Below are 11,687 nucleotides of genomic sequence, written 5' to 3' on the forward strand. Positions count from 1 at the left end.
GTCCGATTTTTCCGATGGCAGTCCCGCGCAGCGCGCCTTCACCGGCCCGCTGCGCGTTGCATTCACGACTGCCGCGCTGCCGATGGATCGCCTACAGTGGACTTCACTCCGCCGTTCGCAGCGGAGTCTGGCCCGCAGGGCCACCCCCGCCGGGCGGATGCCCGTCCGCTCGCCCAAGGCTTCCTTTGGAGCGCATGATGACCCAAAAGTACAACCGCCTAGACAAGTCCCAAGCCGCCGTGCTGCTGGTGGACCATCAGGCCGGCCTGATGTCGCTGGTGCGTGATATCGAACCCGACAAGTTCAAGAACAACGTGCTGGCGCTGGCCGATTGCGCCAAATATTTCGGCCTGCCCACCGTGCTGACCACGAGTTTCGAGGATGGCCCGAACGGCCCGCTCGCCCCGGAACTGAAGACGATGTTCCCCGAGGCGCCGTTCATTCCGCGCCCCGGCCAGATCAACGCCTGGGACAACGCCGACTTCGTCGCCGCCGTGAAAGCCACCGGCAAGAAACAGCTGCTGATTGCCGGCGTGGTCACCGAGGTCTGCGTCGCCTTCCCGGCACTGTCCGCCATCGAGGAAGGCTATGACGTCTTCGTCGTGACCGACGCCTCCGGCACCTTCAACCCGATCACGCGGGACGCGGCCTGGAACCGCATGGCCCAGGCCGGCGCGCAGATGATGAGCTGGTTCGGCGTGGCGTGCGAGCTGCACCGCGACTGGCGCAACGACATCGAGGGGCTCGGCACGCTGTTCTCGAACCACATTCCCGACTACCGCAACCTGATCACGAGCTACACCACGGTCAAGGGCAGCAAGTAGGCCGATTCGGTACCCCCGGGTGCGCCGGTGCCGCCCGTGCCACATGGTAGAGTCGGCGCACCATGAAGACCTTACTGATCGTCTATCACACGATGACCGGCGGCACCGCGCAGATGGCCGAGGCGGCGGCCACGGCGGCGCGCGGGCAGGAGGGCGTGGATGTCCGCCTGCTGCGCGCCACCGAGGCCGGCGCGGCCGATGTGCTGGCCGCCGACGGCTACCTGTTCGCCACCCCGGAGAACCTGGCCGCGATGTCCGGCCTGATGAAGGACTTCTTCGATCGCTGCTACTACCCGGTGCTGGACCGCGTGAACGGCCGCCCCTACGCGGCGATGATCTGCGCCGGCAGTGACGGCCAGAACGCGCAGCGGCAGGTCGAGCGCATCGCCACCGGCTGGCGCCTCAACCGCGTGGCGCCGACGCTGATTGTCTGCACGCACGCACAGACGCCCGAAGCCATCCTCGCCACGAAGCAGATCGACCAGGACGACCTGGACCAATGCGCCGAGCTGGGCGCCGGCCTGGCGGCCGGCATCGCGCTCGGCGTGTTCTAGCGCCTGCGCGGCGGTGCGCTACGCGGTCACGGTGGCCACGTAGTCGATGTTGGCGGCGAACACGGCGGCGTTGCGGATCGTGCCGTCGGTGGCGTCGCCGGGCACGCCGGTCCAGTCCGAGGCCACCACGGCCGGGAAGCTGCCGCTGGCCGGTGCGGTGGTGCCGGCATCGACGATCAGCGAGCGGGGCTGCCACAGGTCGAGGAAGCCACCCAGCACTCGTGGTTTCACGCCATCATGCGCGGCAGTTCGGCCGCCAGCGCCTCCACGGCGACGCGCACCTTGCGTGGCAGGTGGGGCGTGTGGGGCGTGTGCGGCCACAGTGCGTAGGCATCGTAGGGAAAACCGGGCCGCTCGGGCAGCAGGTGGACCAGCGTGCCCGCCTGAATCCGGTCCCGGACCAGCCAGTACGGCAGCCATGCCAGCCCGAGGCCCATCGCGGCGGCGTCAGCCAGGGCGTCGAGATCGTCCATCCGCACCTGATGGGCGGGCAGGAGCGGCACCGGCGCGCCATCGTCGCCCGGCAACTGCCACGGACGGATGCGCCCCGAGCGCCGGTAGACCACGGCGCGATGCCCCGCCAGGTCATCGATCCCCAGCGGCGTGCCGGCCTCGGCCAGATAGCCGGGCGACGCGCACACGATCATGATCTGCCGCGCCACGCGGCGCGCCACCACACCGGCCTTGTCGTCCGGCTCCCCGGTGCGGATGGCCAGGTCGAAGCCGTCTTCGATCAAGTCCGAGAAACGGTCGCTGAACGACAGGTCGAGTTCGAGCCCGGGATATTGCCGCGTTAGCGCCAGCAGCACCGGCGCCACGCAGCGCCGACCGAAGTGCACCGGCACGGTCACGCGCAGCCGGCCGCGCGGCGGGGCTGATTGCTCGCCTTTGTCGGCATGGTCGGCGGCCAGCGCATCGGCGGCGTCCACCTCGGCCAGCACCACGCGGCAGCGGTCGTAATACTCGCGGCCGAACTCGGTCAGGCTCTGGCGCCGCGTGGTGCGGGTGATCAACGGCATGCCCAGCCGCTCTTCCAGGAACCGGACATGCTTGCCGACCATCGGGCCCGATAGCTCGAGCGCGTCGGCGGCGGCCGAAAACGAGCCGAGATCCACCGCCTTCACAAACACGGCCATGCTAGTCAGCCGGTCCATATTAGAAACTCCTGGTTATCAGTGTTCTGGAAAACCGGCCATTTATCGCGGATGGGCGGCCTGCCATAGTGTATTCGTTCCCAATCAAGACGAATAAGGCGAGTGATGGCACCGATGACACGCGTAATCCGTTTCCACGCACATGGCGGCCCGGAGGTGCTCCGGATCGAAGACGTCGAGGTGCCGCCGCCCGCGCGCGGCGAGGTGCAGATCCGGGTCAAGGCGCTCGGGCTGAACCGGGCCGAGGCGCTGATGCGCGCGGGCATCTATATAGAAACGCCGCCGCTGCCGTCCGGGCTGGGGCTGGAGGCGGCCGGCATTGTCGCGGCGGTGGGGGAGGGGGTGCGCGAGGTGGCCGTCGGTGATGCAGTTAGCGTGATCCCGCCCATCTCGATGGCGCGCTGGCCGACCTACGGGGAGATCATTACGATGCCGGCCGCAGCGGTGGTCCGGCACCCGGCGGCGCTGGACTGGGCGCAGGCCGCCGCCCTGTGGATGCCGACCCTGACCGCCTACGGCGCGTTGATCGATATCGCCGCGCTGGGCCGGGGCGACTTCGTCGTGGTGACGGCCGCGTCGAGCAGCGTCGGCCTGGCTGCCATCCAGATCGCCAACCGGGTCGGCGCCACGCCGATTGCCGTCACGCGCCGCGCCACCAAGGGCGACGCGCTGCGGGCGCAGGGCGTCGCCCACGTCGTGGCATCGGAAGACGAGGATCTGGCCGCGCGCATCGACGCCATCACTGGCGGCCGGGGCGCGCGCGTGGTCTTCGATCCGATCGGCGGCCCGCTGTTCACGCCGCTCACCGCCGCCATGGCGCCGGGCGGCATCCTGATCGAATACGGCGGGCTGGACCCCGCGCCCACGCCGTTCCCGCTGGCCACCGTCCTCGGCAAGCGGCTGACGCTGCGCGGTTACCTCGTCCACGAGGTCATCGGCAACCCGGCGAAGCTGGCGGCGGCCAAGGCGTTCATCCTCGACGGCGTGCGTGATGGCTCGCTGGCGCCGGTCATCGCCCGCCGCTTCGCCTTCGACGACATCGTCGCCGCGCACCGCTACCTGGAGTCCAACGCCCAGTTCGGCAAGATTGTGGTGACGGTCTAGGCGGGGCGGGAGGCGGCGAGGGCGGCCACGAAGGCGTCGATCACCGGGCTCGATGTCCCGGCGCGGGTCACGGCCACCAGCGTGGCGCGCACGCGGAGATCGTCGATCGGCACGAAGGCGACGTCGGTGCGGTTCGGCGCCGCCACCGACGCGCCCACCAGCGTGAAGCCGAGCCCGGCCGCCACCAGTCCCAGCGCGGTATGGATCTCGATGGCCTCATGCCCCGGGGTGGGATGGGCACCGGCGTCGCGCAGCGCCGCCACCATATGGCTGGCGAACACGCTCTGCGGGTCCTTCGGATACTGGATCAGCGGCAGCGCGTCCAGCTCCCGCGCGGCGATGGCGCTGCGCTGTGCCAGCGGGCTCTGCAACGGCACGGCGGCCACGAAGGGGTCTTCGAACAGCGTGGTGTAGTGCAGGTCCGCCGGCCGTTCGAACTCGCCCACATAGCGCGAGATGCCCACGTCGATACGCCCGCGCCGCAGTTGCGCTGGCTGGTGCTCGGACAGCAGTTCGAGTGGATCGAGATGCACATCCGGATACTGCTCCCGAAAGCGCTGCACCGCCGCCGGCAGGATCGAGAAGATAGCCGAACGGGTAAAGCCGATGCCGAGCCAGCCGAGGTTGCCGGCGGCGATGGCGCGCGCCTCCTCGTCCAGCCGGCGCATCTGCGCGAGCAGGTCCTTGGCGCGCGGGTAGAGAAACTGGCCGGTCGCGGTCAGCGTCATCGGGCGGCGGGACCGGTCGAACACGGGCGCGCCGAGCAGCGATTCCAGCTGCCCAAGCTGCATGCTGATGGCCGTGGGCGCCACGAACAGCCGGTTGGCGGCTTCCGCCGCGCTGCCCGCATCGACCACTTCGCAGAAATAGCGTAGCTGCCGCAAGTTCATTTTTATTGAAGTCGAGTCCATTTTTCGATGTTTGATCTCGATGGGACTTTACTTGAAACTGCGTTCATCGGTAGGAAAACAGAAAAGCAGCAGGAGACGCAGCACGATGAGCGACACCCCCAATCCCACCCACACCGGCGACTGGCTGGCCCGCGCCCGCCAACTCTCGACCGCCGAGATCTCGGACGCCCTCGACTATTTCCGCCTGCCCGGCAGCGCGCTGGGCATCCAGCACATCGCCGGCCAGCCGCGGGTGTTCGGCCCGGCCTTCACCGTGGCCTTCGTGCCGGTGGACCTGGCCACGCCGGGCACGGTGGGCGACTTTCTCGATGACATTCCGCAGGGCGCCGTGGCCGTGCTCGACAACGCGGGCCGCATGGACTGCACGGTCTGGGGCGGCATCATGAGCCGGCTGGCCGCGCATCGCGGGGTGGGCGGCACGGTGATCCACGGCGTCTGCCGGGACACCGCCGAGGCCGACGCGGCCGGCTATCCGCTCTATGCGCGCGGCCGGTTCATGCGCACCGGCAAGGACCGCGTGCAGGTGCGGGCGGTGGAGCAGCCGGTGAGCCTGGGCGATGTGCGCGTGGCCAGCGGTGACTTCATCGTGGCGGACCCGGACGGCGTGGTGGTGGTGCCGCAGGCCCGCGCGCAGGAAGTGTTCGAACGCGCGCTGCGCACGCGTGACGTGGAGGACCAGATTCTCGGCGCCGCGCTGGAGGGCATGGCGCTGCGCGACGCCCGTCGCCAGTTCGGCTATCACACGCTGCAACGCGCCGGCCACTGAGCCTGGCGCCGCGAAGGGGCTCCCGGCCCCTCGCACACTATAAATAGAGATGGAGACAGACATGGCATTCCCCTCCCACCCGCGCCGGCGCGCGGCTGCCGGTTTCGTGCTGGCCGCGACCGTTATCGCAATCTTTGCCGGCGTGAATTCCACCGCCCTCGCCGCTGCCGATACCCCCGCTTACCCCTGCGCCACGCTGCGCATCGTCTCGCCCTATCCGCCGGGCGGCACGACGGACATCCTCGCGCGCATCGTCGCGCCGGGCTTGTCGAAGCGGCTGGGCGTGCCAGTCATCGTCGACAACCGGGGCGGCGCCAGCAGCAATATCGGCACCGAGTTCGTGGGCCGCGCCAAGGGCGATGGCTGCACGGCGCTGCTCGGCAACAACACCGGCATCGTCATCAATCGCACCCTGTACAAGCTCAAGCTGGACCCCACCCGCGCGCTGGCCCCGGTGGGCGAGGTGGCGTCCGTGCCGCTGGTGCTTTACGTCAACACGGCGCTGCCGGCCAATAACGTGGGGCAGTTGGTGGATCTGGTCAAGGCGTCGCCGGGCAAGTACAGCTACGCGTCCGGCGGCAGCGGCAGCCCGCAGCATCTGGCTGGCGAACTGCTGAAGCTGGAGCGCCATCTGGACCTGATCCACGTGCCGTATCGCGGACAGGGGCCGGCGCTGAGTGATGTGCTGGCGGGGCAGGTGCCGATTGCCTTCGAGACCACCACGGCGCTGGCGCCGCAGCTCAAGTCGGGCCGCGTCCGGCCGCTGGCCACTACCGGCGCCAAGCGCGCCCGCGCGCTGCCTGATCTGCCGACCATGCAGGAGGCCGGCTTCCCGGGCTTCGTGATCGAGAACTGGTACGGCCTGTTCGTGCCGGCGGAGACGCCCGCGCCGCTGGTGCAGCGCCTCAACGACGACCTCAACGCCGTGCTCGGCGAGCCGGACGTCGCCGCCAAGCTGGCCGAGATGGGCTCGGGCGATGTGCGCGGCACGCCGGCCCAGTTCCGCGCCTTTATCGGCAAGGAACTGCCGTATTGGGAATCGCTGGTCAAGCGCTCCGGCGCGACCGTTGACTGATCTTCATCGAACTTCGCCATGACCACTTCGATTACCGCCGCCCAGCTCGACCAGCTCAAGCGTCTGGGCACCGCCACGATTCACGAGGCGCAGGGCCAGCGCGGCGCCGTGGACCCACGCATCGCGCCGCTGGACCCGACCATGCGGCTGGCCGGCCCGGCGCTGACCGTGGACATCCGTCCCGGCGACAACCTGATGATCCACTACGCGCTGACCAAGGCGCGCCCGGGCGATGTACTCGTGGTGGACGCGAAAGCGTTCGTCGATGCCGGCCCGTGGGGCGATGTGTTGACCTTCGCGGCGCAGCAGATCGGCATTGCCGGACTGGTGATCGACGGCGCGGTGCGCGATGCCTCGCAAATCGTCGAGATGGGCTTTCCGGTGTTCTGCCGGGGGCTCAGCATTCGCGGCACCAACAAGCACCAGCCGGGCAAGCTGAACCTGCCGCTGATCCTGGGCGGGGCGGCGGTGCGGCCCGGCGACATCGTGGTGGGGGACCGCGACGGCCTCGTCATCGTGGCCGCCGACGAGGTGCCCGAAGTCATCGCCGCGAGCGCGGCGCGCGAGCAGAAGGAGGCCCAGATGCGCGAGCGGCTGGCCCAGGGCGCGACCATGGTCGAGCTGCTGGGCCTGCGGGAGACGCTTGACTCGCTTGGGCTGCGATAAAAATCAGCCCGCCGTGGCGTAGCGCGGGGCCGGCGCGTTGCGGGACAGCTGGCCCATCATCGACTGGCGGGCGCTTTCATAGGCCTGCCATGTGTCGAGGGCGTGCAGCGACGGGATCGTGATCAGTTCGCCCTGGTCGAAACCAACCAGCGCCGCATCGACCATGGCCGCCGCCGGCATCACGATGTTCTGGTCGAGGTGCTCCACCGGCAGGCCGCCAATCGCCCAGAAATCGGTGGCGGTGGCGCCCGGCAGCACCGCCTGCACGCGCACGCCCTGGTCCTTCAACTCGTGATGGAGCGACTGGCTGAGCGCCAGCACGTAGGCCTTGCTCGCCCCATAGACCCCGTTGAGAATCTCCGGCGCCACGGCCACGATCGACGCGATATTGATGATCGACCCCTGCCCGCGCGCCACGAAACCGGGCACGGCGGCGTAGGTCAGGCGCGTCAGCGCGGTCACGTTCAGGTCGACCATCCGCGTCATATTGTCCACGTCGCTCTCCAGCAGCGGCGTGTGCGTGCCGACCCCGGCGTTGTTCACCAGCAGCGTGATGCTGGCGTCCTCGCGCAGCTTGGCTTCCACCGTGGCCAGCGAGGCGCGGTCGTTCAGGTCCGCCACCAGCACTTCCACTTCGCGGCGCGTTTCGTCCGTGATGCGCGCGGCCAGCGCGTTCAGCTTCTCGCGGTTGCGTGCCGCCAGGATCAGGTTGTAGCCGCGCCGTGCCAGCCGCTCGGCGTAGAGCGCGCCGATGCCGGTGGAGGCGCCCGTGATCAGGGCCGTGCCGAGGGGAGGGGTCGGGGTGATTGCCATGGTGATGCTCCTTTGAATCGGTTTGTGTCGTCGGATCGGATTCGTCGAATCCATGGATGTCATCGTAGGGTCGTTTGACGATGGCCGAAATGACGTTTATGGTACGGATTCAGGACATAGGCCACGGCGTGGCGCGGAGTGATCAATGCATCGCATCGGATTTCTGTTGATCGATGGTTTCCAGGTGATGGCGCTGGCCACGCAGAGCGTGTTCGAGTACGCCAACATGGTGGCGGGGGAGCCGTTCTATGCCATCGACAACTACTCGATAGCCGGCGGGCCGGTCCGCTCGTCGCTGGGCATGCGCGTGGAGACGCGCGCCGTCGGGCCGCGCACGGCGGTGGATTCGTGGATCATCGTTGGCGTGGGGGATCCGGTCGCCACGCCGACGCCGGCGGCGCATCTGGACTTCGTGCGCCGCGCAGCCCCGCGCGCCCGGCGGGCGGCGTCGATCTGCACGGGCGCCTTCGTGCTGGCCGAGGCGGGGTTGCTCGAAGGCCGGCGCGTCACCACGCACTGGGCGTACGCGCGCGCGATGCAGCAGCAGCACCCGGGCATCCACGTGGAGGACGACCGTATCTATATCGTCGATGGCCCGATCTGGACCTCGGCGGGCATGACGGCCGGGTTTGACCTCGCGCTGGCGATGGTCGAGAAGGATCTTGGCGCGGACGCGGCGCGGTCCCTCGCGCACAAGCTGGTGATGGTGCAGCGGCGCGCGGGCGGGCAGTCGCAGCACTCGGAGCTGCTGGACATGGCGCCGAAGTCAGACCGCATCCAGCGCGCCATCGACCATGCGCGCAAAAATCTGAGCCAGGCGCTGACGGTGGAGGAACTCGCGCAGTCGGTGCATCTGAGCCCGCGCCAGTTCAGCCGGATCTTTACCGCGGAGACCGGGCAGTCGCCGGCAAAGGCCATCGAAAGCCTGCGGCTGGAGGCGGCGCGGTTGATGATCGAACAGAGCCGCCACCCGCTGGACGTGGTGGCGCGCGAAACCGGCTTTCGGGATCGCCGGCATATGCGCGAGGCCTTCGTGCGCGGCTTCGGCCTCCCGCCGCAGGCGGTGCGGCGCGYGGCGCGGGCCTAGGCTGGCGGGCTGGCCGGGCGACTAACGCCGGCGGCCCCAGCGGCGGCTGCGCCGCGCCAGCCGGCGTGCGCGCAGCAGCAGGAAGAGGCGCGGTAGTAGATCGTCGAGCACAGGCACCAGCGCCACCAGCAGTAGCAGGGCCGCCAGCGGAATCGTGGCCGTGTAGCCGATGCCGTTGAACGCCAGCGCCCCCACCACGCCCCCGCCGAAGAACAGTCCCACCAGCAGGGCGAGCATGCGCAGCTTGTCGTGGTTGGCCGTCACCGGCCGCCGGTTGCCCAATGGCGGCGCCCAGTTCCAGTAGCACAGCTTGCCCAGTTCGATACCGATGTCCGTGACCATGCCGGTGACGTGCGTGGTGCGGATCTCGGCGTTGGAAACCTTGGTGATCATCGCGTTCTGCAGGCCCATCATGAAGCACAGCAGCATCACCGTGGCTGGCACGAACAGCCACTGCTTCAGGCCCAGTTGCGCGCCCATCAGGCCAAAGCAGAGCAGCAGGGCGGCTTCCAGCACCAGCGGCAGCGCGTATTCGCTGCGCAGGCCGGTGCGCCGGGCCCAATTGATGGTGATGGCGGAACAGGCGGCGCCGAGCAGGAAGGAGAGGAAGGCGCCCAGGCCCTGGAGCAGCAGGGCGAAGTTGCCGAGCACGAGATCGTCGGCCATCGCCGAGACGATGCCGGACATATGCGAGGTGTACTGCTTGACCGCGAGGAACCCGCCGGCGTTGGCCGCGCCCGCCACGAAGCACAGGAAACCGGCTAGCTGCCGGTTCGAATAGGCAGTGCGCTGGCGCGCCGTGAGACTGCGCAGATAGGCGATAGGCATGGTCAACCTCGCGGAATCACGACCGGGAAGCCGTCATCATACGACGCGCCAAAACGAAAATGCCTCCCGAAGGAGGCATTCGAAACATAGGACGTCATATAACGTCCGGGGGCGCGTCAGGCCTTGACCGCCTGCCGCGCCAGCAGCTTCCAGGCGCCGCCCTGCTTCTGCCAGACCTGAAGCACCTTCAGGTTCACCGTGCCGGGTTTGCCGCTATCCAGCGTCTCGCCGGACAGCGTGTGGCGCACCACGGCCACATCGCCCGAGACGGACACGGTCTGGTCGGTGATGGCGATCGACACGAAATCGGACTTCTTATCGAGCAGGTCGCCGATGAAGCTGGCCTTGGTGTCGAGGCGGCCGCCCGAGTGGCCGTAGCTCAGCGTCTCGGCAACCAGTGCGGAGAGCGCGGCCTGGTCGGGATCGACCATGGCGACGCGGAGCTTTTCGGCGGTGGTGGTGACGGACTGGACGTCCGCGGACTGGGCCATGGCAGGCACGCTGGCCGATGCAAACAGCACGGCGGCGCCAAGGGCTGCGGCGAATTTGAACATCGATGTCTCCCGTTTTTTGTTGGAGGAACGGTGATGGATTGACTGGGGCATCGAAGTCACGCCCCAGTTGTCGGTCATCGTATCACGTCCATCGGGAGCCCCGCATCAGCCGTCCTTGCCGTCGATGCGCACCCGCAACAGGTAGGGGGTGTATTTGACGAGGTAGAGCAGGAAGGCCGCCACCCACAGCGCGCCGGCCCCGGCCACCGCCTGCGCCTTGAGCGCCGGCAGCCAGATCGGCAGCGCCACGCGGACCAGCGCGGACAGCACGATGCAGGCGTAGGCCAGGTGTTCCAGATGGCCGGTTTCCAGCCGCCGGCCAGTGTGGCCAAGCGCGGTGCGGGTAATCATGGCGACGATGGCGCAGCCGATCACGCCGACGGTCAGCGCGTGGAGCGCGGTGGAGCGGTCCACCCAGCCCTGCGCGGCGCCGGCAATCAGCAGGAAGCCGATCGGCAGGAAGGCATAGGCGAAGTGGAGGATGGCAACGATGGGCTTGCGCCAGGTGCGCAGCGGGTCCCAGCCGGCCAGCCGGATGCCGTGCGCCGCCGCCGCGCCGAGCGCCAGCAGCGTGGTGGCCAGCGGCGACAGCATCGAGGCATGGGCGACGATGGCGAGCAGGGTCAGCGCGATAACGGCGCGCTCGACCATCTCCACCCGGCGGATGCGCGTGCCCGGCACGCCGTTGGTGGTGAACATCGGAATCACCCGGCCGCCGATCACTGTGACGAAGACGACGACCAGCCCGGTGGCTGCGTCGGCCATCTGGAAAGCCAGCCCGAGATGGCCGCTGGCGACGGCGAGGTCGAAGGCCAGGCTCAGCGCGCCCAGCACCCCCATGGCGATGGCGAGGCCCATGTTGCGCTTGTTCTTGGCCCGGCGCAGCAGGCGGTAGAAGCTGAAGCTGCACAGCGGCAGGAACACCGCATCCACGGCGATGGCCGCCCAGGCCGGCCCGGCCCACATCAGGATGCGCGCCGCCAGCCAGGTGCCGGCCAGCGCGGCCAGCCAGGGGCCTTGCGGTGTCTGGAGGCCGGTCCAGGCCTTGCCGGCGGTGAACAGGAAGCCCACCACCACCGCCGCCGCGAAGCCGAACACCATTTCATGCGCGTGCCAGGCCATGGTGCCCATCCACGGCTGCGCGGCCGGCTGCCACCAGCCGAGGTAGAGCGCCACCCAGGCCGGCACGGCCAGTGCGCCGAAGGCGGCGGCGAGCAAATAGAACGGACGGAAGCCGAGCGCGAAGACGGGCAGGCCGCGATAGCCCGCGTCGGGACGGGAGGGGGGAGAAATCGGCAGCAGGACGGACATCGTTGCTCGCTTGAATTCACGGCCGAACGCCGCGACGAAT

At 69.0% G+C, this 11,687-nt stretch carries 13 protein-coding genes and 1 pseudogene; 7 read left to right on the plus strand and 7 right to left on the minus strand.

From position 1 onward, the window contains the following. Positions 1 to 197 precede the first annotated feature (197 nt). Entirely contained in the window at positions 198 to 824 is a 627-nt protein-coding gene (gene ycaC / locus AC1DFU_RS00955; protein WP_092295642.1) for an isochorismate family cysteine hydrolase YcaC, read from the plus strand. 62 nt (positions 825 to 886) lie between these two features. Continuing rightward, on the plus strand, positions 887 to 1,378 hold the full coding sequence (locus AC1DFU_RS00960; RefSeq protein ID WP_092295639.1) for a flavodoxin family protein: 492 nt from the start codon (positions 887 to 889) through the stop codon (positions 1,376 to 1,378). An 18-nt stretch (positions 1,379 to 1,396) separates the two neighbouring features. Here AC1DFU_RS00960 and AC1DFU_RS00965 read toward each other — a convergent pair whose 3' ends face one another. Continuing rightward, positions 1,397 to 1,609, minus strand: coding sequence for a hypothetical protein (locus AC1DFU_RS00965; protein WP_441592607.1), 213 nt, complete (start codon positions 1,607 to 1,609; stop codon positions 1,397 to 1,399). After that, positions 1,606 to 2,532: a LysR family transcriptional regulator gene (locus AC1DFU_RS00970; RefSeq protein ID WP_092295633.1), complete on the minus strand. Its 927-nt coding sequence runs from the start codon at positions 2,530 to 2,532 to the stop codon at positions 1,606 to 1,608. The genes AC1DFU_RS00965 and AC1DFU_RS00970 overlap by 4 nt, the downstream gene beginning before the upstream one ends. Before the next feature lie 114 nt (positions 2,533 to 2,646). On the opposite strand from AC1DFU_RS00970, the gene AC1DFU_RS00975 reads away from it, so the two are divergent. Then, on the plus strand, positions 2,647 to 3,636 hold the full coding sequence (locus AC1DFU_RS00975; protein ID WP_092296203.1) for a zinc-dependent alcohol dehydrogenase family protein: 990 nt from the start codon (positions 2,647 to 2,649) through the stop codon (positions 3,634 to 3,636). Here the strand turns inward: AC1DFU_RS00975 and AC1DFU_RS00980 are convergent. Next, positions 3,633 to 4,526: a LysR family transcriptional regulator gene (locus tag AC1DFU_RS00980; protein WP_092295630.1), complete on the minus strand. Its 894-nt coding sequence runs from the start codon at positions 4,524 to 4,526 to the stop codon at positions 3,633 to 3,635. The genes AC1DFU_RS00975 and AC1DFU_RS00980 overlap by 4 nt on opposite strands. Before the next feature lie 106 nt (positions 4,527 to 4,632). On the opposite strand from AC1DFU_RS00980, the gene AC1DFU_RS00985 reads away from it, so the two are divergent. The 3 genes from AC1DFU_RS00985 (at position 4,633) to AC1DFU_RS00995 (ending at position 7,054) form a co-directional block, all read left to right on the plus strand. Continuing rightward, positions 4,633 to 5,313: an RraA family protein gene (locus tag AC1DFU_RS00985; protein ID WP_441592606.1), complete on the plus strand. Its 681-nt coding sequence runs from the start codon at positions 4,633 to 4,635 to the stop codon at positions 5,311 to 5,313. Between the two features lie 61 nt (positions 5,314 to 5,374). Further along, positions 5,375 to 6,388, plus strand: coding sequence for a Bug family tripartite tricarboxylate transporter substrate binding protein (locus AC1DFU_RS00990; RefSeq protein WP_441592605.1), 1,014 nt, complete (start codon positions 5,375 to 5,377; stop codon positions 6,386 to 6,388). Positions 6,389 to 6,406: 18 nt separating this feature from the next. Continuing rightward, entirely contained in the window at positions 6,407 to 7,054 is a 648-nt protein-coding gene (locus AC1DFU_RS00995; RefSeq protein ID WP_441592604.1) for a 4-carboxy-4-hydroxy-2-oxoadipate aldolase/oxaloacetate decarboxylase, read from the plus strand. Positions 7,055 to 7,057: 3 nt separating this feature from the next. On the opposite strand, the gene AC1DFU_RS01000 is transcribed toward AC1DFU_RS00995, so the two are convergent. Further along, entirely contained in the window at positions 7,058 to 7,867 is an 810-nt protein-coding gene (locus tag AC1DFU_RS01000) for an SDR family NAD(P)-dependent oxidoreductase (RefSeq protein WP_441592603.1), read from the minus strand. 145 nt (positions 7,868 to 8,012) lie between these two features. Here AC1DFU_RS01000 and AC1DFU_RS01005 point away from each other — a divergent pair, with 145 nt between their 5' ends. After that, the gene (locus AC1DFU_RS01005; protein WP_477159841.1) at positions 8,013 to 8,954 is read left to right on the plus strand and encodes a GlxA family transcriptional regulator; all 942 of its coding nucleotides are present in this window, start codon (positions 8,013 to 8,015) and stop codon (positions 8,952 to 8,954) included. 30 nt (positions 8,955 to 8,984) lie between these two features. On the opposite strand, the pseudogene AC1DFU_RS01010 reads toward AC1DFU_RS01005, so the two are convergent. The 3 genes and pseudogenes from AC1DFU_RS01010 to AC1DFU_RS01020 form a co-directional block, all read right to left on the minus strand. Continuing rightward, positions 8,985 to 9,782 (minus strand): annotated as a pseudogene (locus AC1DFU_RS01010) (YoaK family protein); the annotation flags it as partial. A gap of 116 nt (positions 9,783 to 9,898) precedes the next feature. Next, on the minus strand, positions 9,899 to 10,336 hold the full coding sequence (locus AC1DFU_RS01015) for a nuclear transport factor 2 family protein (protein ID WP_092295612.1): 438 nt from the start codon (positions 10,334 to 10,336) through the stop codon (positions 9,899 to 9,901). 105 nt (positions 10,337 to 10,441) lie between these two features. Then, positions 10,442 to 11,647 carry an NnrS family protein gene (locus tag AC1DFU_RS01020; protein WP_092295609.1) on the minus strand — a complete coding sequence of 402 codons (1,206 nt, stop codon included), beginning with the start codon at positions 11,645 to 11,647 and terminating at the stop codon, positions 10,442 to 10,444. Between the last annotated feature and the right edge of the window lie 40 nt (positions 11,648 to 11,687).

It is taken from the genome of Cupriavidus sp. 10L45 (genome assembly GCF_056395225.1).